The sequence below is a fragment of the Asanoa sp. NPDC049573 genome, assembly GCF_040676615.1.
GTDB lineage: Bacteria > Actinomycetota > Actinomycetes > Mycobacteriales > Micromonosporaceae > Asanoa.
On the sequence record NZ_JBFAPI010000001.1, the window covers coordinates 509067 to 534015 of the forward strand.

20 protein-coding genes are annotated in these 24949 nt (G+C 71.3%); 15 read left to right on the forward strand and 5 right to left on the reverse strand.

The genetic code is table 11. The annotated features are described in order from the left end of the window. Window positions 1-369 precede the first annotated feature (369 nt). The 9 genes from AB0J74_RS02325 (at window position 370) to AB0J74_RS02365 (ending at window position 11069) form a co-directional block, all read left to right on the forward strand. Window positions 370-873, forward strand: a complete 504-nt coding sequence (locus tag AB0J74_RS02325) for a GNAT family N-acetyltransferase (protein ID WP_363444052.1) — start codon at window positions 370-372, stop codon at window positions 871-873. A gap of 32 nt (window positions 874-905) precedes the next feature. Continuing rightward, entirely contained in the window at window positions 906-1766 is an 861-nt protein-coding gene (locus tag AB0J74_RS02330; protein WP_363443402.1) for a hypothetical protein, read from the forward strand. A 96-nt stretch (window positions 1767-1862) separates the two neighbouring features. Then, the gene (locus AB0J74_RS02335) at window positions 1863-2219 is read left to right on the forward strand and encodes a YciI family protein (protein ID WP_363443404.1); all 357 of its coding nucleotides are present in this window, start codon (window positions 1863-1865) and stop codon (window positions 2217-2219) included. After that, a complete protein-coding gene (locus AB0J74_RS02340; protein ID WP_363443406.1) occupies window positions 2216-3451 on the forward strand; it encodes a sigma-70 family RNA polymerase sigma factor in 1236 nt (411 codons plus the stop codon). The genes AB0J74_RS02335 and AB0J74_RS02340 overlap by 4 nt, the downstream gene beginning before the upstream one ends. A 219-nt stretch (window positions 3452-3670) precedes the next feature. Then, window positions 3671-3760 (forward strand): K(+)-transporting ATPase subunit F, encoded by a 90-nt coding sequence (gene kdpF / locus AB0J74_RS02345; RefSeq protein WP_363443408.1) that lies wholly within the window; start codon window positions 3671-3673, stop codon window positions 3758-3760. Then, window positions 3760-5415: a potassium-transporting ATPase subunit KdpA gene (gene kdpA / locus AB0J74_RS02350; RefSeq protein ID WP_363443410.1), complete on the forward strand. Its 1656-nt coding sequence runs from the start codon at window positions 3760-3762 to the stop codon at window positions 5413-5415. The genes kdpF and kdpA overlap by 1 nt, the downstream gene beginning before the upstream one ends. A gap of 29 nt (window positions 5416-5444) precedes the next feature. Next, complete coding sequence (gene kdpB, locus AB0J74_RS02355; RefSeq protein WP_363443412.1) at window positions 5445-7571, forward strand: potassium-transporting ATPase subunit KdpB; 2127 nt, start codon at window positions 5445-5447, stop codon at window positions 7569-7571. After that, window positions 7571-8449: a potassium-transporting ATPase subunit C gene (locus AB0J74_RS02360; RefSeq protein ID WP_363443414.1), complete on the forward strand. Its 879-nt coding sequence runs from the start codon at window positions 7571-7573 to the stop codon at window positions 8447-8449. The genes kdpB and AB0J74_RS02360 overlap by 1 nt, the downstream gene beginning before the upstream one ends. 31 nt (window positions 8450-8480) lie before the next feature. Continuing rightward, complete coding sequence (locus AB0J74_RS02365) at window positions 8481-11069, forward strand: DUF4118 domain-containing protein (RefSeq protein ID WP_363443416.1); 2589 nt, start codon at window positions 8481-8483, stop codon at window positions 11067-11069. A gap of 4 nt (window positions 11070-11073) precedes the next feature. On the opposite strand, the gene AB0J74_RS02370 is transcribed toward AB0J74_RS02365, so the two are convergent. Next, window positions 11074-12465, reverse strand: coding sequence for an acyl-CoA synthetase (locus tag AB0J74_RS02370; protein ID WP_363443418.1), 1392 nt, complete (start codon window positions 12463-12465; stop codon window positions 11074-11076). A gap of 158 nt (window positions 12466-12623) precedes the next feature. Between AB0J74_RS02370 and AB0J74_RS02375 the strand changes: the two genes are divergently transcribed. Then, window positions 12624-14105 carry a glutamate--cysteine ligase gene (locus AB0J74_RS02375; RefSeq protein WP_363443420.1) on the forward strand — a complete coding sequence of 494 codons (1482 nt, stop codon included), beginning with the start codon at window positions 12624-12626 and terminating at the stop codon, window positions 14103-14105. A gap of 80 nt (window positions 14106-14185) precedes the next feature. Here the strand turns inward: AB0J74_RS02375 and AB0J74_RS02380 are convergent, their stop codons facing one another. From AB0J74_RS02380 to AB0J74_RS02390, 3 genes are all read right to left on the reverse strand, one after another. Beyond that, complete coding sequence (locus AB0J74_RS02380; protein WP_363443422.1) at window positions 14186-14719, reverse strand: hypothetical protein; 534 nt, start codon at window positions 14717-14719, stop codon at window positions 14186-14188. 86 nt (window positions 14720-14805) lie between these two features. After that, entirely contained in the window at window positions 14806-15951 is a 1146-nt protein-coding gene (locus AB0J74_RS02385; RefSeq protein ID WP_363443424.1) for a glycosyltransferase, read from the reverse strand. A 37-nt stretch (window positions 15952-15988) separates the two neighbouring features. Then, entirely contained in the window at window positions 15989-17014 is a 1026-nt protein-coding gene (locus tag AB0J74_RS02390) for a glucosyl-3-phosphoglycerate synthase (protein ID WP_363443426.1), read from the reverse strand. 263 nt (window positions 17015-17277) lie between these two features. Between AB0J74_RS02390 and AB0J74_RS02395 the strand changes: the two genes are divergently transcribed. The 5 genes from AB0J74_RS02395 to AB0J74_RS02415 all read left to right on the forward strand — a co-directional run bounded on the left by AB0J74_RS02395 (window position 17278) and on the right by AB0J74_RS02415 (window position 23845). Continuing rightward, on the forward strand, window positions 17278-18414 hold the full coding sequence (locus tag AB0J74_RS02395; protein WP_363443428.1) for a Gfo/Idh/MocA family oxidoreductase: 1137 nt from the start codon (window positions 17278-17280) through the stop codon (window positions 18412-18414). Continuing rightward, entirely contained in the window at window positions 18407-19501 is a 1095-nt protein-coding gene (locus AB0J74_RS02400) for a zinc-binding alcohol dehydrogenase (RefSeq protein WP_363443430.1), read from the forward strand. Before AB0J74_RS02395 ends, AB0J74_RS02400 begins: the two co-directional genes overlap by 8 nt. Before the next feature lie 100 nt (window positions 19502-19601). Continuing rightward, window positions 19602-21908 carry an accessory Sec system translocase SecA2 gene (gene secA2, locus AB0J74_RS02405; RefSeq protein WP_363443432.1) on the forward strand — a complete coding sequence of 769 codons (2307 nt, stop codon included), beginning with the start codon at window positions 19602-19604 and terminating at the stop codon, window positions 21906-21908. A 315-nt stretch (window positions 21909-22223) separates the two neighbouring features. Next, a complete protein-coding gene (locus tag AB0J74_RS02410) occupies window positions 22224-22967 on the forward strand; it encodes a GAF and ANTAR domain-containing protein (protein WP_363443434.1) in 744 nt (247 codons plus the stop codon). Window positions 22968-23206: 239 nt separating this feature from the next. Beyond that, complete coding sequence (locus AB0J74_RS02415) at window positions 23207-23845, forward strand: DUF2231 domain-containing protein (RefSeq protein ID WP_363443436.1); 639 nt, start codon at window positions 23207-23209, stop codon at window positions 23843-23845. Window positions 23846-24184: 339 nt separating this feature from the next. On the opposite strand, the gene AB0J74_RS02420 is transcribed toward AB0J74_RS02415, so the two are convergent. After that, window positions 24185-24943 (reverse strand): TIGR03089 family protein, encoded by a 759-nt coding sequence (locus AB0J74_RS02420; RefSeq protein ID WP_363443438.1) that lies wholly within the window; start codon window positions 24941-24943, stop codon window positions 24185-24187. Window positions 24944-24949 lie beyond the last annotated feature (6 nt).

Below are 24949 nucleotides of genomic sequence, written 5' to 3' on the forward strand. Positions count from 1 at the left end.
GGCCGCACACACCGTCTCGACCTGAGCGACCCGACGCTGCGCGAGTGGGAGTGCATACCCACATGCGAAAACATGTGCGCGCCGAGACACCTACCCGTCCCCGGTCGTTGCCTCTCCCGCGACGTCCGGTCGTACCCGTGCGCGTTTTGGCTCGGCCCCACCCGGCCGGAGTTGCTGCCTAGGCAGACTGGTTGTGCGACACCTGGGCTGGACGCGCGAACGCGGACGACATCTAATAGCGCACATGCGTCGGTCGCGCTCTGTCGAAATGCGAGCACACTGCGTGTGCATTTCCGAGCGGGACCGTATCCGAGGCACGGATGGCCGGTTACCTACGACAAGGCCTAGCGAGCGGAGAATCAGGTGAGCATGGCTCCTGCCAGCGCGCGCACCATGCGCCCCATCGTCAAACCGGTGATCCCGTCGGGCTGGCGTGATCTTCGGAAGATGCGGATGCGGGCGCTCGCTGAGTCGCCTATGGCGTTCCTCAGTGACCCCGCCGCCGAAAGTGCCTGGTCCCAGGCGCAGTGGATGGCGGCGTGCGAGCAGTCGCACTGGTTCATCGCCCGGATCGGCGACAGTGCGGTGGGCCTGGGACGGGTGGCCGACTATCCGGACGAGTCGCCGCGGCTGCACCTCGAGGCGATGTGGGTCGATCCGCCGCGGCGCAAGCAGGGGATCGGGCTGGAACTGCTCGACTACGCGGAAGGCCACGCCCGCGGTCGCGGCGAGACCGCGCTGGGCCTCTGGGTCATCGGCGGCAACGACGCCGCGCTCCGGCTCTACGAGTCGCGCGGCTATGTCGCGACGGGCCGGGAAGGGCCGCTTCCTGACGGCCGCGACGAGCGGGAGTTCGCTCATCAATTGACCTAGCCTGGGCGGGCAACCCTGGGGAGGGCGCGGGAATGGGTGTTTCGCTCGACGTGGCGATCAATCTCATCGCCGCGTTCATCGGGCTCCTCGCCGGCTTGGCATGGCAGGCATTGGCACGGCGCTATCGATTCCGCGGCCGGCGCGAGTTCTGGCGGCCGTTCTCCGGAAAGGGCTGCACCTTCGTCGTCGGCCAGCTGAGGTCCGAGATCCTTCTCGACGCCGAGGCGGCCGACGAGCTGTTCCACGAGGTGCTCGATCGTGCCGACCGGCGGAAGATGGTCGAGCGGCTCACGACGCACCTGGACTCCCAGGAGAACTCCGGGCTTATCGGTTTGGGCGATCTCCAAGCGCTGATGTACATCAACCGGCGGCTCGCCGAAGCCGGCATCCCGCGGGTGCTGGCCGTCGTCAACGCGGCGACGCCCGAGGGGGACGACGGGCGCAACTTCGTGCTTATCGGCGGCGAAGACGTCAACGCGCGAACGCGGGCGCTGACCGAGCGGGTCGGCTGCAGCTACCGCAACGTCATCCGTGCCGGCCGCAACGCCGTCTTTGACTCGCGCCTCGACGAATACCACGGCATCCGCGAGGTGCACGCCGAGGCGACTAACGGCACCGCCACCGTCGAGCACGGCGTCATCGTCCGTGCCCTCCGCCGCGAGCCCACCGGCCGGCACAGCGCTTTCCTCGTCTTCGCCGGCGCCCACGGGCTGGGCACGCTCGCCACAGCGCGCGCGGCGTTCGACAACCTGGACGAGCTCGCGGCCTACCACCGCAAATATCCCTCTGGTTTCGAATGTGTCGTCCGGTATGTGCGGCAGCTCAACGCGCGTGGCGAGCTGCTGAAGGAGACGATCGAGACGTTCGGTGCGCGGCCGCTCGCGGAGGCCTGAAAAAGTTCCCGCCGGTTGTCGATTTGGGCACGTGCGGGTTCGTCGGTGCGGCAAAGGGGTTCCATCGGGGGCCCTGACACCGGGAAGGTGTGTCACATGGCGAAGTACATGCTGCTCATCTACGGCGACGCCGAGCAGTGGGATTCGATGACAGCGGAGCAGTGGCAGGCGCATGACGCCGCGCACGTCGCGTTTCGGGACGCGGCCGGTGCGCAGGTGATCGGTGGCCATCAACTCGTGTCGTCGCCGGTTGCGACGTCGCTGCGGGTCGACCCGGCCGGGGAGGTGTTGCTGACCGACGGGCCGTTCCTGGAGACGAAGGAGGCGCTCGGCGGCTACTACCTGCTCGAGGCCGACGACCTCGACGCCGTGGTCAAGCTGGCCTCGCTGCTGCCCGAGGTACGCGCCGGGCACAGCGGCGTCGAGATCCGGCCGGTGGTCGAGCACGAATGAGCGACGCGGTCGTCGCGGCGGTGGCGGTGGCCCACCGCCGCGAGTGGGCACAGGTGCTCGCCACCACGGCGCAGGCCACCGGTGACCTCGACCTGGCCGAGGAGTGCGCCCAGGACGCGTTCGAGCGAGCGCTCAAGGTCTGGCCGGAGACGGGCATACCGGCGCGGCCGGGTGCCTGGCTGACCCAGGTGGCGCGCAACCAGGCGCGCGACGAACTGCGTCGGCGGGCGGCGTTCCGGCGGCGGATGCCGCTGCTGGTGACCGGGGACGCCGCCGACGCGGCCGACGCGGGGCTCGACGACGACCGGCTGCGGCTGATCTTCACCTGCTGCCACCCGGCGCTCGCCCGGGAAGCACAGGCGGCCCTGACACTCCGGCTCGTCTGCGGCCTCTCGACCGGCGAGGTGGCGCGGGCGTTCCTGGTGTCGCCGGCGACCATGGCCGCGCGGCTCACCCGGGCCAAGAAGAAGATCGCGGCGGCCCGGATCCCGTACCGGGCGCCCGCACCCGACCAGCTCGGCGCGCGCGTCGGTGTCGTCCTCGAGGTGGTCCAGCTCATTTTCACGACCGGTCACGCCGCGCCCGCGGGCGCCGCGCTGATCCGGCACGACCTGCTCGACCGCGCTCTCGACCTGGGCCGGCTGCTGCACCTGTTGATGCCCACCGACACCGAGGTGAGCGCACAACTGGCCCTGATGCTGCTGATCGACGCCCGGTCGGCGACCCGGGTCGGCCCCGACGGCCGCATGCTGCTCCTCGACGAGCAGGATCGCAGCCGCTGGGACCGCAGGCGGATCGCCGAGGGCATCGCCCTTCTCACGCAGGCACTACGGCAGGCCGGGCCGAGCCGGTACGCGCTCCAGGCCGCCATCGCCGCCGTGCACGCCGAGTCGCCGAGTTGGGAGCGCACCGACTGGGTGGAGATCGTCGCCCTCTACGACCGGCTGCTGGCGCTCTGGCCCTCGCCGGTCGTCGCGCTCAACCGGGCAGCGGCCATCGGCATGCGCGACGGGCCGCGCGAAGGCCTCGCGGCACTGGACCCGCTGCTGGCCGATCCGGCCCTCGCGACCTACCCCTACCTGAGCGCCGCCCGCGCCGACTTCCTGCGCCGGCTTCACCGATGGGACACCGCCGCGGCCGCGTACGAAGAGGCCATCGCCCTCACCGACAACGACCCCGAGCGCCGCTTCCTCACCGAGCGCCTCGAAGCCGTGCGGCGGGCCTCCGCGTAGCCAACGCGTCAAGAAAGCCTCAGGCCGCGTATGGAAAGCGTCTGAGCCCGTTCCGCCGCGCCAACTCCCGCGTTTCGATGCCTCCGGCACCCGTCCTCGTCGACGGCTGCCCCGGTTTCGATGAATAGGAGTTATGCACGTGCCTGACGTGCTGTTCGTACTCGTGACGGTGGCCTTCTTCGCCATCCTCGCCCTCGTGGTGCGAGGGGTGGAGAAGCTGTGAGCGCCGTCAACCTGATCGGCCTGATCGTCGCGGCCGGCCTCGCGGTCTTCCTGCTCGCCGCCCTGCTGTTCCCGGAGCGCTTCTGATGAGCATGACTGTCGCCGGCATCCTGTTCGTCGTCTCGCTCCTGGCCGCACTGGCCGTCGCCTACCGCTACTTCGGCGACTACCTGTACCGGGTGGTGGTCGGGGCCAGGCACTCCGTGGTCGAGCGCGGCATCTACCGGGTGCTGCGGGTCAACCCCGATGGCGAGCAGAGCTGGAAGGCGTACGCCGGAAGCCTGTTGGCGTTCTCCGCGCTCTCGATTCTCTTCCTCTACGCGCTGCTGCGCCTGCAGGGTCTGCTCTGGGACAACCCGAACTTCCCGGGCGTCACCGACCACATCGCCTGGAACACGGCGGTCTCGTTCGTGACCAATACCAACTGGCAGGCCTACTCGGGTGAGTCGACCATGACCCACCTGTCGCAGATGGCCGGTCTCGCGGTGCAGAACTTCGTCTCGGCCGGCGTCGGCATCGCCGTCGCGGTGGCCCTCGTGCGCGGGTTCGCCCGGCGCAGAAGCGGCACGCTGGGCAACTTCTGGGTCGACCTGACCCGGATCACGCTGCGCGTGCTGCTCCCGGTCGCGGTCGTCGCCACGGTCGCGCTGGTGATCGGCGGCGTGGTGCAGAACTTCTCCGGCGGCCACGACGTGACCACGCTGACCGGCGGGACGCAGACCGTCACCGGCGGCCCGGTGGCCAGCCAGGAGGCAATCAAGGAACTGGGCACCAACGGCGGCGGCTTCATGAACGCCAACAGCGCCCACCCCTTCGAGAACCCGACGCCGTGGACCAACTGGATCGAGTTGTTCCTGATCCTGCTGATCCCGGTCAGCATGCCGCGGGTGTTCGGCCGGATGGTCGGTCAGAACCGCCAGGGGTACGCGATCCTAGCGGTGATGGGCATCCTGGCCATCGCCAGCATCGGCCTGACCAACGTGTTCGAGATCGCCGGCAACGGCACCGTCCCACACGCGGTCGGCGCGGCGATGGAGGGCAAGGAGATCCGGTTCGGGGTGTCCGACTCGGCGACGTTCGGCGCGATCACGACGCTGACGTCGACCGGTGCGGTCAACTCCTTCCACGACTCCTACACCTCGCTCGGCGGCATGCTGCCGATGGTCAACATGATGCTCGGCGAGGTCGCGCCCGGCGGCGTCGGCGCCGGTCTCTACGGCATGCTCGTGCTGGCCGTGATCACGGTCTTCGTCGCCGGCCTGATGGTCGGCCGGACGCCTGAATACCTGGGTAAGAAGATCGGTTCGCGGGAGATCAAGTTCGCCTCGATGTACTTCCTGATCACACCGGCGGTGGTGCTGATCGGGGTCGCGGCGGCGATGGCGACGAAGAACCACACGACGATGCTCAACGTCGGTCCGCATGGTTTCTCCGAGGTGCTCTACGCCTTCACGTCGGCGGCCAACAACAACGGGTCCGCGTTCGCCGGCATCACGGTCAACACCGGTTGGTGGGACAGCGCGCTCGGGTTCGCCATGCTGCTCGGCCGGTTCTTGCCGATCATCATGGTGCTCGGCCTGGCCGGCTCCCTCGCCAGACAGCAACCGGTGCCCGAGTCGAAGGGCACGTTGCCGACCCACCGGCCGCTCTTCGTCGGCATGCTCGTCGCGGTGACGGTGGTCCTGGTGGCCCTGACGTTCCTGCCCGCCCTCGCCCTCGGCCCGCTGGCCGAGGGTCTCTGAGCCGCCACCATCCATAAAGGACACTGGAGATGACTGTCGTAACCCCAACGGCCGGCGCACCGCGCCGGATCGGCGGCGGGCTGCTCGACCCCCGGCAACTCTGGACGTCGTTGCCCGACGCGATCCGCAAGCTCGACCCGCGCACCCTGTGGCGCAACCCGGTGATGTTCATCGTCGAGGTGGGCGCGGTGTTCACCAGCGTGCTCGCGTTCGGCTACCCGAGCCTGTTCGCCGCTCTGATCACGGTCTGGCTCTGGCTCACCGTGCTCTTCGCCAACCTGGCCGAGGCCGTCGCCGAGGGGCGCGGCAAGGCGCAGGCCGCGACCCTGCGGGCGGCCAAGCGCGACACCATGGCGGTGCGGCTGACCGGTTGGAAGCAGGGCGCGCCCTCGTCGCAATACCGCGACGAGGTGGTCGCGGCCGGCGAGTTGACCCTGGGCGACATCGTCGTCGTCGAGGCCGGCCAGACGATCCCCGGCGACGGTGACGTCGTCGAGGGCATCGCCAGCGTCGACGAGTCGGCGATCACCGGCGAGTCGGCACCGGTCATCCGCGAATCCGGTGGCGACCGCAGCGCCGTCACCGGCGGCACCAAGGTGCTCTCCGACCGCATCGTCGTCAGGATCACCCAGAAGCCGGGCGAGAGCTTCATCGACCGCATGATCGCGCTGGTCGAGGGCGCCACCCGGCAGAAGACGCCCAACGAGATCGCGCTCAACATCCTGCTGGCCGCGCTGACCATCATCTTCCTGCTCTCGGTGGTCACGCTCCAGCCGATGGCGATCTTCGCGAAGGCGTTCCAGGCCGCGGCGCCGGACACCTTGTCGCTGGGCGCCGACGGCATCTCCGGCATCGTGCTGGTGTCCCTGCTGGTCTGCCTGATCCCGACCACGATCGGCGCGCTGCTCTCGGCGATCGGCATCGCAGGCATGGACCGGTTGGTGCAGCGCAACGTGCTGGCCATGTCCGGCCGCGCCGTCGAGGCGGCCGGCGACGTCAACACGCTGCTGCTCGACAAGACCGGCACGATCACCCTCGGCAACCGGCAGGCGTCGGAGTTCCTGCCGGTCGAAGGGGTCACCGCCGAGACGCTCGCCGACGCGGCGCAACTGTCCAGCCTCGCCGACGAGACCCCGGAGGGTCGCTCGATCGTCGTCCTGGCCAAGCAGGACTACGGCCTGCGGGCGCGCGAGGAGGGCGTGATGCCCCACGCGCAGTTCGTGCCGTTCAGTGCCGAGACGCGAATGTCCGGTGTGGACCTGGCCGGCCGCCGGATCCGCAAGGGAGCGGCCTCGGCGGTGATGAAGTGGGTACGGGAGAACGGCGGCCACCCGACCGACGCGGTCGGCGAAACGGTCGACGCCATCGCGGGCAGCGGTGGCACGCCGCTGGTGGTCGCGGAGCACGTCGAGGGGGAGCCGGCCCGGGCGCTCGGTGTCGTACACCTCAAGGACGTGGTCAAGGCCGGCATGCGGGCCCGCTTCGACGAGATGCGCCGGATGGGCATCCGGACCATCATGATCACCGGCGACAACCCGCGCACGGCCAAGGCGATCGCGGACGAGGCCGGCGTCGACGACTTCCTGGCCGAGGCCAAGCCCGAAGACAAGATGGCCCTGATCCGCAAGGAGCAGGAGGGCGGCCGGCTGGTCGCGATGACCGGCGACGGCACCAACGACGCGCCCGCGCTGGCGCAGGCCGACGTCGGGGTCGCCATGAACACCGGCACGTCGGCGGCCAAAGAGGCCGGCAACATGGTCGACCTCGACTCGGACCCGACCAAGCTGATCGAGATCGTCGAGATCGGCAAGCAGTTGCTGATCACCAGGGGCGCACTGACGACGTTCTCGATCGCCAACGACATCGCGAAGTACTTCGCGATCATCCCGGCCATGTTCGCCGGCATCTACCCGAGCCTGGACACGCTCAACATCATGAAGCTGTCCAGCCCGGAGTCGGCGATCCTCTCCGCGGTCATCTTCAACGCGTTGATCATCATCGTGCTGATCCCACTGGCCCTGCGCGGCGTGCGCTACCGGCCGAGCAGCGCGTCGAAACTGCTGACCCGCAACCTCTGGATCTACGGCCTGGGCGGGATCGTCGTCCCGTTCATCGGCATCAAGATCATCGACCTGATCATCCAAGGGATCTTCTGATGCGCCTACCTTCGTGGCTCTCCCAGCACCTGACGGCGTTGCGCGCCGTACTGGTCTTCACCGTCCTCCTGGGCCTGGCCTACCCGCTCGTGATGACCGGCCTCGCCCAGGCTCCCGGCCTGCACGACAGGGCCGACGGCTCGATGATCACCACCGCCGACGGCCGGGAGGTGGGCAGCGGTCTGATCGGCCAGTCGTTCACCGACGGTGACGGCAACGCGGTGCTGACCTACTTCCAGTCCCGCCCGTCGGCGGCCGGCGACGGCTACGACCCGACCTCGTCGGCCGCCTCCAACCTGGGCCCGGAAAGCGTCGAAGACGTGCTGCCCACACCCGGCGACGACGGTACGCAGAGCCTGCTCACCCAGGTCTGCGCCCGCAGTCTCGAGGTCGGTGCGCGGGAAGGCGTCTCCGGCGCCCGCCCGTTCTGCACCGCCGACGGCGTCGGCGCCGTGCTCCGGGTGTTCCGGGCCCAGGGCCTGACCGGCACGGTCACCCGGGCGGTCAGCGTCAACCAGGCCTGCCCGGCCACCCCGTTCGTCGCCACCTACGAGGGCGTCGCCGTCGAATGCGGCAAGCCCGGCGAGGACTACTCGGGCGGCGTGCTGACCGCGATCCGCGGCGACGCGCCGGCCGACCCGGCGGTGCCCTCCGACGCCGTCACGGCCAGCGGCTCGGGCCTCGACCCGCAGATCAGCACGGCGTACGCGGACCTGCAGGTCAACCGGGTCGCCCGGGAACGTGGTGCCGACCCGGCGGCGGTTCGCGCGCTGGTCGACGACAACACCGCCGGCCGCTCGCTGGGCTTCATGGGTGAGCCCGGCGTCAACGTGCTCAAGCTCAACCTCGCGCTGGACCGCGAGCTTCCGGCCCGCTGACGGGTCGCTGAGAAGGCGAGGGGCGGTTCCGATGGCACGCGGAGAACTGCGGATCTACCTCGGGGCCGCCCCCGGCGTGGGCAAGACGGTGGCCATGCTCGAGGAGGCACACCGCCGCCTCGACCGGGGCACCGACGTGGTGGTCGGGCTGGTCGAGACGCACGGCCGGGCGTACACCGGTCGGATGCTCGCCGATCTCGAAGTGGTGCCGCGGCGCGCGATGGACTACCGCGGCGTCGCGTTCACCGAACTCGACGTCGACGCGCTGCTCGCCCGGGCGCCCGAGGTGGCGCTGGTCGACGAGCTGGCTCACACCAACGTGCCCGGCTCGCGCAACGAGAAGCGCTGGCAAGACGTCCAGGAACTGCTCGACGCGGGGATCACCGTGTTGTCCACGGTGAACATCCAGCACCTGGAGTCGCTCAACGACGTGGTCGAGCAGATCACCGGCGTGGCGCAGCGGGAGACCGTGCCCGACAGCGTCGTGCGCGGCGCGGATCAGGTCGAGCTGGTCGACATGACGCCCGAGGCGCTCCGCAGGCGGATGGCGCACGGCAACGTCTACCGGCCCGACAAGATCGATGCCGCCCTGGGCAACTACTTCCGGGTCGGCAACCTCACCGCGCTGCGCGAGTTGGCCCTGCTGTGGGTCGCCGACAAGGTCGACGAGCAGCTCGAGCGCTACCGCGCCGCCAACCGGATCGGCGCTACCTGGGAGACCCGGGAGCGGGTGGTGGTCGCGGTCACCGGCGGGCCGGAGGGCGAGACGCTGATCCGCCGGGCCGCCCGGATCGCCGCCCGTGGCAAGGGCACCGACCTGATGGCCGTGCACGTGGCCCGCTCCGACGGGCTGACCGGCGCCGACCCGGCCCTGCTGGCCAAGCAGCGGCTGCTGGTGGAGAGCCTGGGCGGCAGCTACCACCAGGTGGTCGGCGGCGACATACCGCGGGCGCTGCTCCAGTTCGCCCGCGGCGTCAACGCCACCCAACTCGTGCTCGGGGTGAGCCGGCGCGGCCGGTTCGCCCAACTGCTCGCCGCCGGCGTGGGCGTGACGACCTCGGCCCGCTCTGACACGATCGACGTGCACCTGGTGCCGCACGACGAGGTGGGCCGGGGCCGCCGCCTGGCCGCGCCCGCGCCCGCGCTCTCGGCCCGGCGCAGACTGGTCGGCCTGGGGTTGGCGGTCGCCGGGCTGCCGGCGCTGACCGGGCTGCTGTGGCCGTTGCGACACGACCTGTCGCTGCCCAGCGAGATCCTGCTCTACCTGGCCGCCGTAGTAGGCATCGCGCTGGTCGGCGGCATCTGGCCGGCCCTGCTCGCCGCCGTCGCCGCGTCGCTGCTGATCAACTATTTCTTCACCGACCCGGTCAATACCTGGACCATCGCCGAGCGGGAGAACATCCTCGCCCTCGTCGTGTTCGTGCTGATCGCGGCGGCGGTGTCGTGGATCGTCGACGTCGCCGCCCGCCGGACCCGCGACGCCGCCCAGGCCAGCGCCGAGGCGCAGACGCTGTCCACGGTGGCCGGCAGCGTGCTGCGCGGCACCCGGCCGCTGGCCGCGCTGCTGGAGCGGCTGCGCGAGACGTTCGGGCTGGAGGCGGTCACGCTGCTGGAACGGCGGCCCGGCGCGCGGCCCGACCAGCAACGCGACCCGCGGGCCTGGTCGGTCGCCGCCTGTGTGGGCGGGCCGCCGTGCGCCGCGCCCGGCGATGCGCAGACCGAGGTGAGCGTCGACGACGGGCTGGTGCTCGCGCTGAGCGGGCGGACCGTGGCGGCCGCGGACCGGCGGCTGATCGAGGCGTTCGCCGCGCAGGCCGCGGTCGCGCTGCGGCACGAGCGGCTCGCGGCACAGGCGGCACAGGCCCGCCCGCTGGCGGAGGCAGACCGGATGCGTACCGCCCTGCTGGCGGCCGTCAGCCACGACCTGCGTACCCCGTTGGCCTCCGCCAAGGCCGCCGTCGACAGCCTGGTCAGCCAGGAGGTGGCGTTCTCCGACGACGACCGCGACGACCTGCTGGCCACCGCCGACGAGTCCCTCGACCGGCTGGCCCGGCTGGTCGACAACCTGCTCGACCTGAGCCGGCTCCAGGCGGGCGCGCTCGGCGTGACGCTCGCCGAGATCGGCCTGGAGGACGCGGTGCCGCGGGCGCTCGACGAGTTGGGCGAGGCCGGCCGGCTGGTGCGCGCCCAGATCACCGCCGACCTGCCGGCCGTCGCCGCCGACCCGGCCCTGCTGGAACGGATCCTGGTCAACCTGATCGCCAACGCGCTGCGGTTCAGCCCGCCCGGCCGCCCGCCGCTGGTCACCGCGCGCTACCACGGTTCGCTGGTGGAGTTGCGTGTCGTCGACCGTGGCCCCGGCATCCCGGAGGCCGACCGCGACAAGGTGTTCGTGCCGTTCCAGCGGATGGGTGACCGCGACAACCACAACGGTGTCGGCCTGGGCCTGGCCCTGTCCCGCGGGCTGGCCGAGGCGATGGGCGGCACCCTGGTGCCGGAGACCACCAATGGCGGCGGGCTGACCATGGTGCTCGCGCTGCCCGCCGCGGTGTCACCGGGCGACGGCGCGGCCACCGAGGCGGTCGAGCGGGCCGTGCGGGAGCGCCGCCACCGGCGATGACCGCCTAGAGCCGGTGCTTCTGGACCTTGCCGAGGGCGTTGCGGGGGAGTTCCTCGACGAAGACCACGTCGCGGGGTCGCTTGTGGTTGGACAGCTGTCCGGCCACGTGCTGGATCAGGTCGTCTCCGGTGGCGCCGTCGGCCACCACGTAGGCCACGATCCGCTGGCCCAGGTCGTCGTCGGGCCGACCGACGACCGCCGCCTCCCGGACGCCTGGGTGGGTGAGCAGGGCGTCCTCGACCTCGCCGGCGCCGACCCGGTAGCCGCCCGTCTTGATCAGGTCGGTCGAGGCGCGGCCGACGATCCGGTGCACGCCGTCGGCGTCGATCGTGGCCACGTCGCCGGTGCGGAACCAGCCGTCGCCGGTGAAGCTGGCCGAGGTCGCGTCGGGACGGCCCAGGTAGCCGTCGAACACCGTGGCGCCGCGGATCTCGAGCGCGCCCGGCGTCGTGCCGTCGTGCGGTCCCGGCGCGCCGTGTTCGTCGACCAGGCGGGTTTCGACCCCGGCGATCGGCACGCCGACGGCGCCGGGCTGCCGGTGGCCGTCGGCCCGGGTGGCGACGGTGATCAGGGTTTCGGTCATGCCGTAGCGCTCGACCGGGGCCTGACCGGTCAACTCGCGCAGCGCGGCGAAGACGCCGGCCGGCAGCGCGGCGCTGCCGGAGACCAGCAGGCGGGCCTGCCTGAGCCGCCGCGCGGCGTGGGGGGCCGCGGCGACCCGGTGCCAGACGGTTGGCACGCCGAAGTAGAGGCTGCCGCCCGCGGCCGCCAGCAGGTCGGGGTGTGGCCGGCCGGTGTGGTGCAGGCGGCAGCCGGTGCGCAGGGCGCCGAGCACGCCCAGCACGAGCCCGTGCACGTGGTAGAGCGGCAGCGCGTGGACGAGCAGGTCGTCGGCGGTCCACCGCCACGCGTCGGCCAGGCCGTCGAGGCAGGCGGCGATCGCGTCCGGGGTGATCGGTACGCCCTTCGGCGGGCCGGTCGTGCCGGAGGTGTAGAGGACCAGGGCCGGCTTCCCCCCGGCGCGCGGATCCGTCCACGATGACCGGTCGTCGGCGCTGACGGCGACCTGCTCGATCGCCGCGCCGGTCGCCGGCGCGCCTGGCGGGGTCAGCAGGAGGTCGGCACCCGAGTCGCGAAGGATGTGGTCGCGCTCGGCCGGGCCCGCGTCGGGTGGGACGGGGACGATCGGCACGCCGGCGCTCAGGCCGCCGAGCACCGCGGCGACGGTCTCCAGTGTGGGCGTGGCCAGCACCGCGGCGGCCCGTGCGCCGGTCAACCGCCGGGCCACGGCGCCACCGGCCGCGGCCAGGTCGGCGAACGAGAGCACGTGGTCACCGAAGCGGACGGCGCCCGGCTCGTCGGCGTCGTCGGCGGTCAGGGCTGGGAGCAGGGACACCCGGTTCACGCTGCCACATCGGGGTGGGCGGGCCGCCCGTACCCCCGTCCCGGTGTCCGTAGCCGAAGGACAACGCGCCGTAACCCTTCCGGCGGGCCGCGTGTCGTGGGAGCTTTGTGGGTACATCGGGTGGATCCCTCTCCGACGGGCGGTGACTGATGGGCGAAGAGGTCGACCAGCGGGAGTTCACCCGCGAAGACCGGGCGCGCTACCGGCAGAAGGTGCGCCGCTGCCTCGACGTGTTCGCGGAGATGCTGCGCGAGTCACGCTTCGACTTCGAACGGCCGCTGACCGGGATGGAGATCGAACTCAACCTCATCGACGACTCGGCCGACCCGGCGATGCGCAACGCCGACGTCCTCGCCGCCGTCGCCGACCCGGCCTTCCAGACCGAGTTGGGCCAGTTCAACGTGGAGATCAACGTCGCGCCACGCCGGCTCGGCACGCGCGGCTCGGCCGATTTCGAGAGCGACATCCGGGCCAGCCTCAACGCCGCCGAAGACAAGGCCCGGGCGGTCGGCGCTCACATGGTCATGATCGGCATCCTGCCCACGCTGCGGCAGAGCCACCTGACCGTCGAGTCGCTGTCGGCCAACCCGCGCTACGCCCTGATCAACGAGCAGATCTTCACGGCCCGCGGCGAAGACCTGACCATCCGCATCGACGGGGTCGAGCGCCTCAACACCACCGCCGACACGGTGGCGCCCGAGGCGGCCTGCACGAGCACCCAGTTCCACCTCCAGGTCAGCCCGACCCAGTTCGCGTCCTACTGGAACGCCGCGCAGACCATCGCCGGCGTGCAGGTCGCGCTGGGCGCCAACTCGCCGTTCCTCTACGGCCGCGAGCTGTGGCGGGAGACCCGGATCCCGCTGTTCGAGCAGGCCACCGACACCAGATCGGAAGAGATCAAAGCGCAGGGTGTACGCCCGCGGGTCTGGTTCGGCGAGCGTTGGATCACGTCGGTGTTCGACCTGTTCGAAGAGAACGTGCGCTATTTCCCCGCGCTGCTGCCGATCTGCGACCCGGCCGACCCCGCGGAGACGCTGTCGAACGGCGACACGCCGAGCCTGGCCGAGTTGCGGTTGCACAACGGCACCATCTACCGGTGGAACCGCCCGATCTACGACGTGGTCCGCAACCGCCCCCACCTGCGGGTCGAGAACCGCGTCCTGCCGGCGGGCCCGACCGTCGTCGACACGATCGCCAACGCGGCCTTCTACTTCGGCGCCGTCCGCACGCTGGCCGAGTCGGACCGTCCGCTGTGGTCGCAGATGTCCTTCAGCGCGGCGGAGGAGAACTTCCACAACTGCGCCCGCAACGGCATCGGCGCCCAGGTCTTCTGGCCGGGCCTGGGCTATCTCCCGGTGACCGAGCTGGTTCTGCGCCGCCTGCTCCCCTTGGCATCGACCGGCCTTGACCGGTGGGGCGTGGACCCGGACGAACGCGACCGCCTGCTGGGCATCATCGAGCAGCGCTGCCTGTTGGGCCGCAACGGCGCGAGCTGGCAGGTCGACACCCTGCACCACCTGGAGGTGGAAGGAAACCTCGACCGCCGCGAGGCGCTACGCGAGGTCGTCCGCCGCTACGTCCCGCTGATGCACAGCAACCAGCCGGTCCACGAATGGCCGTCATCCCCGTAGACCGCGCCGATCGCCTGGCCGCAACCCCGGTCCCGCCGGAGGCTTGTCCGGACCGACGCGGGTCGGCCGTGAACGGCCTCCTAGCGGGCTGCCGTCCAGACGGCGAAGGCGGCTCCCAGGAGAGTGAGGCCCAGCGTGGCCTGGAGAAGCAGCGCGGGGCCGAGGTGGGACCACAGGGTGGGGATGCGCGGGCGCAGGAGTTGGCCGGTCGTGATGTTGACGATGCGCTCCACTTTGGGGGGTGTGGCGCGGTCTTTCGGGCGGACGACCGTGACCTGGATGTGGTCGGCGGGTTCGAGGGCGCTCTGCGGCAGGTGCCCGTGGATCTCGACCTCGCAGAGGCGACCCGCGTCGTCGCGCAGGCGTAGCGGGGTGACCAGGAACTCCGGTGCCTTGCGGAGGTCTTTGAACCGCCTGGGCGCGCCGCCGCGGGTGCCGGACTGGAGGAGGGACATCAGGGCGCGGCCGATCAGGCGGCCTACTGTCGCCGCCGTCACGACCGCCACCAGGACTGGTTGGCCGACCTTCATCTCGCGGGCGTAGCCGGGCATCAGCCGCACGACGCGGCCGGTCAGGATCGGGCCACTGTGGTAGAAGACGGTGTCGTTCATCATCGCGGGCCACCACTTTGCGTCAAGCCGTGTTCACCCAGTGTATTGATCAACACGAATGATCGCCCGTGAATGAATCGTCCGCTGGATCACCCCACCGGGCGACCCGCCACCTCCTCGTAGAGCGCGACGTAGCGTTCGGCCATCGCCGCCGGGGTGAAGCGGCGGGCCGCCTCGCGCCGGCATTCGGCCGGGTCGAGCTTGCCTGCCGCCAGCACCAGGTCGGCGAGTTCCTCTTCGGACGTGGTGAGCAGGCCCGTGCGGCCGTGCTCGATCAACTCGGGCAGGCAGCCGCGGGCCGTTGCCACCACCGGGGTGCCCAGGGCCAGCGACTCGACGACGAACGTGCCGCCGGGCTCCTCCCAGCGCAGCGGGGCGAGCATGGCGCGGGCCTCGGCGACGAGGTTGTCGCGGGCCGCGCCGGTCAGCGTGCCGACCCAGCGAACCCGGCTGCCGTCGACGAACGGGCCGACCTTCTCGCGCCAGAAGCGGACGTCGGGGTTGGCGGACGCCGCGGGGTCGCGGAGGGCGGCGGCGAGGTCGTCGGGCTGCTTGTAGGGGCCGACCGGGCCGGCCAGCACGAGGTCGAAACCGGCTTCGTGCGCCAGGCGTACGCCCAGATCCTGGCCTTTCCCGGGGGTGATGCGGCCGAGCATGACGACGTGTTCAGCGCGGTCGGGGATCGGTCGTCGCTCGGCGTCGACGGCGAGCGGGGTCGCGAGGTGGACGTGGCCTATGGCGTGCGCGCGGAGCGCGCGCGGTGCCCTCCTCAGCTGAGCGGCGCTGACGCCGTTGACGCTGATCCGGCCGCCGCCGTCGAAGGCGCCGTAGAGCTCCGGATGCTTGGCCAGGTCCCAGTGCAGGGTGTGCAGGACGGGTGTCGCGGTCGGCTCCATCGCGGCCAGCATGGCCAGGCCGATCGCCTCGACGTGGTCGTGCACTAAATCGATGTCGTCGCGTTGCCGGACCGCGCGGACAACGGCCGCCTGGTGCGCGGTGGCCACGCCGTTGGCCTGGTTGTAGGGCCGCTGCAGCCAACCGAACTGCCCGTCCGGGAAGGGCGCGAGCAGTTCGTCGACGGGTTCGGTGCTGGTGCCCACGGAGGCGAGCACCACGGTGACGCCGAGCCGGCGTAGCTCCGGCACCAGCGTCGCGACGATATTCTCGATGCCGCCGTAGCCCTGCGGCGGGACGGGCAACCAGGGCCCGGCGTTGACCAGCACGGTGAAGGTCATGCCGGCGCCCCGGATATTCGTGGGTCGCGGCCGTTCTTCATGCCGCCACCCGGCTGCGACGTCGCCTGGTTTGCAGGTCGGCCATGTCGCGCATCGGTGGGCGCTCCTGCACGGAGACGTCGGTGACGACGATCTCGCGGTCGAGGTTGGGCAGTGAGTCGGTGCCGCCGCGGCGGAACTGGGTGAGCAGCGTCGAGGGCTGCGTATCGGCGGTGACCCAGCCTTGGCGCTGGAGGCGTACCCAGACCGTGTGCATGATCTGCGCCGACATCCGGCCGAGCGCCTCGGTGCTCTGGTGGCGGTGGCGCCGTTCGCCGAGGTCGACCTGGGCCAGGGCGTCGAGCCCGACCAGGTCGAGCAGGTCGATCAGCATGGCGATCTCGACCCCGTAGCCGGAGACGAACGGGAGCTTCTCCAGCAGCGTGCGACGGCCCGCGTACTCGCCGGCCAGTGGCTGGACGAACCCGGACAGCTCGGGCCAGAAGAGGTTGAGCAGCGGCCGGGCCGTCAGCTCGGTCACCCGGCCGCCGCCGTCGGCCTCGACCACACCGGCCGAATGGTGCAGGCCGCGGTGGTAGAAGCCTTTGACGTAGCCGACGCTCTGGTCGGTGAGCAGCGGCCCGACCAGCCCGGTGACGAACCTGGCGTCGAAGTCTTCGAGGTCGCCGTCGACGAACGCCACGACGTCGCCGCTGGCGGCCACGAGCCCGGCCCACAGGGCGTCGCCCTTGCCTTCCAGCCGCGGCAGGCCGCGGGTCATCTGGTCCTGGCTGACCACGTGCGCGCCGGCCGCGGCCGCCACCCGGGCGGTCGCGTCGGACGACCTCGAGTCGACCACGATCAGCTCGTCGACCAGGTGGACCCGTTCAACGAGCTGTTGCCGGATGGTCGCCACGATCGCTCCGATCGTGGCTTCCTCATTGCGGGCGGGAATGACCACGCTCACCGTCGTGCCGCGCTTGGCGGCGACGAGCTGGCGCGGCGTCCATTGCCCGGCTGATCCGGTGCGGTAGGTCGACCAGGCCTCGACCACTGGTGAAACGCTTGTTCGCGAGTGCCACACAGGCACACCCCCAGACGCGATCCGCTGTGCCTAATTAAGTTTCTTCTGTGCCATCAGCGGGGCTGTGGCCCTCGAAGCGCCGGTCAATTTCCCCGGTTTGCCCGCCCCAAACTGTGCCCGCTTTTACACATACTGATCATCGAATTGCGCATTGCCCACTCACCTGTGTGAACGTTTGATGACGCGGGAAGTGTCGATGGTTCCCGAGGTCCGCCACATATCAGATGTTTGATCCGAATACGCCGGTGGCAAAAGTAACCCCTGTGACGGTGACGTTCGAGGTGAAAGGTCGGCTTATGGCGTTTAGCGAAAAGTGTCGAGTAGGGATGATCGGTGCGGGAAATGTCGCTCAGCGCCATGCGCGCGTCCTGTCCGGTTTCGCCGACGTGGAGATCATCGGAGTGACCGACGTGGTGCTGCCCGCTGCTGAGGCGCTGGCCGCGACGCACGGCATACCCGCACTACCCGACGCTGCGGCCCTCCTCTCGCTCCAACCCGACGCCGTCTACGTGTGTGTTCCCCCTTTCGCCCACGGCCATGCCGAGGAAGCCGTGCTGGCCTCCGGGGCGGCCATGTTCGTCGAGAAGCCCATCGGCGTCGACCTGACGGTGCCGACCCGGATCGCCGCCGAGGTCGCCCGCCGCGGTGCGGTCACGGCGGTCGGGCACCACTGGCGATACCTCGACGTCGTACGCGCCGCCGCCGCCCTGCTGGCCGACCGCCCCGTGCGGTTGGTCAACGGTGTGTGGTGGGACAAGGTCCCGCCGGTGGCCTGGTGGATCCGGGCCGACCGGTCCGGCGGACCGGTGGTGGAGCAGGCGGCGCACGTGGTCGACCTGGCCCGCGCCCTGGTGGGGCAGGTCACCTCGGTGCACGCCGTCGGAACCGGGGCCCCGCCCCCGGTTGACGGCGCCGACGTCGACGCGGCGACGGCGGCGACGTTGACCTTCGCCAATGGTGCGGTCGGCACGGTGAGTTCGACCTGTGTGCTGGGTTGGAAGCAGAAGGCCGGCGTCGAGATCATCGCTGACGGATTGGCGCTCTTCGTGGGTGAGGACGAACTTCTCATCCGGGACGGATCGGGCGAGGAGCGGCGGATTGCCGGCGACCCGGACGGCGCGCGGACGGCGGTCGACCGCGCATTCGTCGACGCCGTGCGCGGCGTGGCCGACGACATCCGCGTCCCGTACGCGGAAGCGCTGGAGACGCACCGGGTGACCTGCGCGATCGCGGAATCGGTCAGGACCGGGCAGGTGGTCCCGCTGGTCGGCCAGGCCCCTGCCTCCATACCCGCACCACGCCCGGCGGAGCCCGCGGCGCGCCTTGAGCCAGGGCCGGCCGAGGGCACCCTCCGCCCGGCGGCCGGGATCCGAAGGGGCGGGGAGCGGGCGGATGGGTGACCGCGTGGTGGTGGTGACCGGGCCAGGGGAGGTCGCCATCCAGGACGTCGCCGCCGAGCCGGTGCGGCCTGGGACGTTTCGGGTCGAGACCGTCTTCAGCGGTGTGTCGGCCGGCACCGAGCTGAGCTATGTCAAGGGCACCAATCCTTACCTCGGGTCGAGGTGGAACGCCGAACTCGGGCTGTTCGAACCGGGCGCGACGGCCTCGCCGTACCCGGTGGAGCGCCTGGGTTATATGGAGGTCGGGCGGGTCGTGGCCAGCCGGACCGCGGCGGTCTCCGACGGTGACCTGGTCGCGATGACCATCGGTCATCGCACCGGCTATCTCGGCGACCCCCTGGTCGACCGCGTCGTGGCGCTGCCGGCCGACCTGGACCCGATGCTCGGCGTCTATGCCGCCCACATGGGGCCGATCTGCGCGAACGGGCTGCTGCACGCGGCCGCCGACCTGGCGGGGGGCGACGTGCGCGACCTCGGCGACGGCGTGCGCGGGCGGCGCGTCGCGGTCGTGGGCGCCGGCGTCGTCGCGCTGCTCACCGCCGCCTTCGCCCGGCACCACGGCGCGGCCTCGGTCGTCGTCGTCGATCCGACCCCGCAGCGCCGGGCCGTCGCGGCCGCGCTGGGCTTCGAAGTGCTCGACCCCGACGACGACCAGGACCCGGCCGTGGCGCTGAAGACCCGGTGGCGGCACGCCGCCGGTGACCGTGGCGCCGACGTGGTCTTCCAGTGCCGCGGGCAGGCCCATGCCCTGCACCTGGCGCTGCGGCTGCTGCGGCCGCAGGGCACGGTGGTCGACCTCGCCTTCTATCAGGGCGGCGCGGACGCGGTGCGGCTCGGCGAGGAGTTTCATCACAACGGCCTTTCTGTGCGCTGTGCGCAGATCGGGCGGGTGCCCCGTGGGCTCGCGCACTCCTGGGACCGGGACCGACTCTCCGCCCAGACCATCGACCTGCTCCGTTCTCCCTGGGGTGCGCTGCTCCGTCAGCACCTGGTGTCGGCCGTCGTGCCCTTCGAGTCGGCAGCTTCGCTGCTGGTCGATCTCGCCGACCGCAAACGCCAGGAGCTACAGGTGATTCTGAGCTTCTGAGGGAAGATCAGGTCGGTTATCCACAGGCAGTTTCGAACACTTGTCCACAGGGCCGTGCCGGGCTCCTCCAAACCGCACCTTCCGGGTACCGTTTCCGTCCATGGGAGTCATGCAGCGGTTGAAGAACAGGACCCAGCGGTTCCTCCAGCGTCCGGGCACGACGGTCGACCTGGCACCGCTGCAGAAGATGCTTCCCGAGATCGAGGCGTTCGAAGACGAGCTCAAGGAGCTCGACGACGAGGCGTTGACGGCACGGGCCGACGAGGCCACCAAGGTCGCCGAGATCTGCGCGATCGGTCGCGAGGCCGCCCGCCGGGCGATCGGCGAGCGTCCCTACGACGTGCAGCTCCTGGGCGCGATGGCGATGCTCGGCGGCAGCGTGGCCGAGATGGCCACCGGTGAGGGCAAGACGCTGACCGCGGCGATCGCGGCCTACGGTCACGTCCGCAGCGGCAACGGCCCGGTGCACGTGCTCACCGTCAACGACTACCTGGCGCGCCGCGACGCCGAGTGGATGGAGCCGATCTACAAGCTCCTCGGCCTGACGGTCGGCTGGGTCACCGAGGCGTCGACTCCCGAGGAGCGGCGCGAGGCCTACGCCAGCGACGTCACCTACGCGTCGGTCAGCGAAGCCGGCTTCGACTATCTGCGTGACCAGCTCGCCACCGACGTCGCCGACCGGGTGCACAGCACGCTGGCCACGGCGATCGTCGACGAGGCCGACTCGATCCTGATCGACGAGGCCCGGGTGCCGATGGTGCTCGCCGGCGCGGTGCCGGGCGAGCAGGACCCGGTGCACGTCGCGGCGGGTGTCGTCAAGGGGCTGCGCTCCGGGCGCCACTACGAGATCGCCGACGACGGGCGCAGCGTCGCGTTCACCAACGCCGGCCTGTCCGTCGTCGAGCGCAAGCTCGGCGGCATCGACCTCTACGACGACGAGCACGTCGAGCAGCTCTCCGCGGTCAACGTCGCCCTGCACGCGCACGCGCTGCTGCACCGCGACGTCGACTACATCGTGCGCAACGGCGCGGTCGAGCTGGTCGACGAGATGCGCGGCCGGGTGGCGCAGCGGCGCCGCTGGCCCGACGGCCTGCAGGCGGCGGTCGAGGCCAAGGAAGGCCTCGACGCGACCGCCGAGGGCGAGGTGCTGGGCACCATCACCGTGCAGGCCTACATCGCCCTCTACCCGACGGTGTGCGGCATGACCGCGACCGCGGTGCTGGTCGGTGAGCAGCTCCGCGAATACTTCAAGCTCGAGGTCGCGGTCATCCCGCCCAACACGCCCAACATCCGGGTCGACGAGCCCGACCGCATCTACGCGACCCGCGCCGAGAAGGAAGACGCGCTGGTCGCCGAGATCACCCTCAGCCACGAGAAGGGCCGGCCGGTGCTGGTCGGCACCCTCGACGTCAAAGAGTCGGAGAGCCTGGCCAAGGCGCTCGACGCGGCCGGCATCCCGTGCAACGTGCTCAACGCCAAGAACGACGACGAGGAAGCCGCGATCATCGCCGAGGCCGGCAAGTTCGGCGCGGTGACCGTCTCGACGCAGATGGCCGGCCGCGGTGTCGACATCCGGCTGGGCGGCAGCGACCAGGCCGACCGCGAACGCGTCGCCGAGCTCGGCGGCCTCTACGTCCTCGGTGGCGGCCGGCACCACAGCCGCCGCGTCGACGACCAGCTCCGCGGCCGCGCCGGTCGGCAGGGTGACCCGGGTGCGTCGACGTTCTTCGTCAGCCTCGAAGACGACCTGATCCAGCGCAACGCGCCTGACGCGATCCCGGCCTCGCCGAAGATGAACTTCGACGGCCTGGTCACCGACGAGCAGGTCGACTACGCCGTGGAGCACGCGCAGCGGGTGTCCGAGGGCGTGCAGCACGAGATCCACCGCAACACGTGGCGCTACAGCGTGGTGATCGAGCAGCAGCGCAAGGCGCTGTCCGAGCGCCGCGAGCGGGTGCTGACCACCGACGTGGCCGCCGAGATGCTCAAGAAGCGCAGCCCGGAGAAGGCCGAGGAGCTGGTCGAGCTCGACGAGGAGCTGCTGCCGCGGGTGGCACGGTCGATCGCGCTCTACCACATCGACCGGTTGTGGGCCGAGCATCTCGCGGAGCTGTCGGAGGTACGCGAGGGCGTGCACCTGCGGGCCCTCGGCCGCCTCGACCCGCTCGACGAGTTCCACCGCGCGGCGGTGCCCGCCTTCAACGCCGTGGTGCCGGCGATCGAGGAGCGCACCGTCGAGACGTTCGAGGAGAACGAGTTCGACAAAGACTGGGCGCCCGACGACAAGACCCTGGTCCGGCCGAGCGCGACGTGGACCTACCTGGTCCACGACAACCCGTTCGGCTCCGAGCTCGACCGCCTGATCGCCTCGGTGGGCCGGCGCCTCAGCTCAGGCGGCGGCAACTAGGCCAGGGCCGGCTGCGCGCTGGGGCCGGCTGCGCGCTGGGGCCGGCTGCGCGCTGGGGCCGGCTGCGCGCTGGGGCCGGCGGCGACCAAGGCGGCGGCTGCGGCCGTCCGCTGCGGCGTTCCGGCGATCCGGACGTCTGCGAACGGGCGGCAGGTGCGGTCGATTTGGTGACGAACGACGCAAAGCGCGCCGGATCATGCCCGAGCCGATCTCTGTCCGGGCAGGATGGCGTGGAGGCGGGCACCGGGGGTACTCGGTGTCGCGCGGCGCACAGGGGGGCCTAGGCGTCCGCGGTGCGGGGGGAGGACAACCGATATGGCGGGTCCGGGTTCGAATGGGGATCCGATCAGTCTGGTGGCCGTGGAGACCGCGGCTCTGCTCCGGGAACTGACCGCCGGTCTGTTGGCCAGCAACGACCTCGAGGAGGCGCTCGACCACCTGGCGAAGACCAGCCGGCACGCCCTGCCCGGTGTGTCCTGGTCGAGCGTCACCCTCCTCCGGGCGGGCGAGCCGGCCAGCGTCTCCGCCTCCGACCGCCGTGCGCGGCGGCTGGACTCGCTGCAGTACGCGGCCGACGGGCCCGCGATGAGCGCCATCCGCCAGCGCGAGGTCGTGCTCTGCGCCGACCTGATCACCGAGACCCGCTGGCCGGAATGGACGCCTCGGGCGGTGACCTACGGCGCCTGCGCGGTGCTGGCCGCGCCCGTCGACGTCGACGACCAGGTGCTCGGGTCGATCAGCCTCTACGCGTGCGAGCCGGGCGTGCTGGAGCAGAGCGCCCAGTTGACGGCGATGCTCCTGGCCGAGCACGCCGGTTTGCTGCTGGCCGCGGTCCGCGAGCGCGACCGCCGTGACTCGGTGCCGAGCGACCTCGCCGACACGCTCGCCTCGGGCGAGGTGATCGGCCAGGCCATCGGCGTGGTGATGATGCAGCGGCGCTGCCCTCCGGCGGAGGCCCTCGACGTGCTCCGTGGCGCGTCGACGGCGCTGTCGCTGCCGGTCGAGGACGTGGCGCGCCGCCTGGTGCATTCGGCCGAGGCCCGGGCCCGCGCCAGCTGACCGGGCGATCTCGTTGATCCGCATGGGATCCGCCGGGCAGTGTCGCGACTGTCGGTAGTGGAGGGTGCGAGAACCCGAACGGGCCAGGGGGTGGCGACGAACCGGCGAGCCCTAACGGATGGTGCTAACTGGGCTTAAGCCGTATCGATCGGGTGAATCGGGCGACGTGGGTTTTCGTCCGGCGGTTTCGGGTATGGCTGCGTGGCACCCTGACCTCGACAACAGGGGTGGAGGAGCTCGTGGATACCCGCCTTCGAATCTCCGGCCATCCGATCCAGCCGGTACTGATGACCTTTCCCGTCGGGCTTTTCGTGTGCGCCGTCGTGTTCGATGTCGGACGGTTGGTCGGTGCGCCGGCCGTCGTCGGAGAGGTGGGCTACTGGACGGCGGTCGCCGGGCTGGTCGCCACCGCCTTGACGATGGTCGCCGGGCTGGTCGACCTGTGGGACGTGCCCGCCGGGCCGGTCCGCCGCGACGTCGTGACCTTCAACGCGGTCAACGGCGCGATGGCCGGGATCTTCCTGGTGGTCTGCCTGATGCGTGCCGGCAGCGGGCATCCGCTGGCCAGCGTACCGATGGTGGTCATGGAGGGCCTGGCGCTCGGCGTCGGCTTCTTCGGCATCTGGCTGGGCGCCCGGTTGATGCGCCGGTTCGGCACGATGGCGGGGGACCGGGTCGGGCCGCCGCGGGGGCGGCGGCTCGTCGCCAGGCCGGACGCCGACGGATCCGGCACCGTCTACGCCACGAACCGCGCCGCGAGTCGGGCCGGGCTCCTTCGGCAGCCCGACGCGAGCGACCTCGACCTCACCACCGAGATCCGTCCCGGCCTCGCCGGCCTGGGCGGCCTCGGCACCGACAAACCAAACGCACCCGCCTGACGCCGGCGGCAACCCGGCAGCCAGGTCGTCGGCCGCCTGATGCTGGCGCCCGCGGAAACGACCGGCCCCCGGCGGTAACCGGCAGCCAGGTCGTCGGCCGCCTGATGCTGGCGCCCGCGGAAACGACCGGCCCCCGGCGGTAATCCGGCAGCCAGGTCGTCGGCCGCCTGATGCTGGCGCCCGCGGAAACGACCGGCCCCCGGCGGTAATCCGGCAGCCAGGTCGTCGGCCGCCTGATGTTGGCGCCCGCGGAAACGACCGTCCCCCGGCAGCAACCCAGCCGCCAGGTCGGCGGCCGACGCCCGTGGACAAGACCGGGGACATCCGCCAGGCCGACGATCAGAGGACGCGGGTCACGCCCTCGGCCGCTACCCGGGACTCGATCAAGGACGGGTCGAGGTTGGCGCACAGGACCACCGACGCGCCGACGGATAGTGGGGCCAGGAGCCACTTCAGGGGATGCTCGTGTTCCGCGGCGTCGATCAGCAGCCGGTCGCCGGCCACGAGCCCGGCGTCCGTCGCGATCCCGTGAGCCAGCGAGCCCCACTGCCCGTACGTCGTGCCGTCGACGGTGGCCGGGTCCGTCGGGAGCAGGGAGACCGGCGGCGCACCGGCGAACCCGGACAGCGACGGCAGGAACTCCCGGTAGCCCTCCGGCACGTCGACGGGGCGCTTCTCGTCACCGACCGCGAACAGGAACCGGTGGGTCGCCGCCGGGACGTCGACCAGCCAGTCGTCGAGTTGACCGCGGGAGACGAAGAGTGCGTCCAGCGGCTCGTGCGAACCCGGCCCCAGCGTCGGCAAGCCCGCGGTGGCCGACAGCCGGAACGACACCGAGACCCCGGCCGACCACGCACCCAGCAGCGCTGCCGCCGTCTGCCAGTGCGGCGGCAGCAGCACCGCCGCGCGGCTGCCGGCGCCCAGGCCGCAACCCGAGGTCAACAGCCCCGCGACGCGAGCGGCCCAGTCGCCCAGCGACGCCGCCGACAGAGCTGTGCGCTCCCCGGTCGCGTCGTCGAAGAACGTGAGCAACGGCCGCGGCTCGTCGGCCAGAGCGCCGGCACGGGATGCGAGAGACGACGACGCGGAGCTGTCCACGGACGA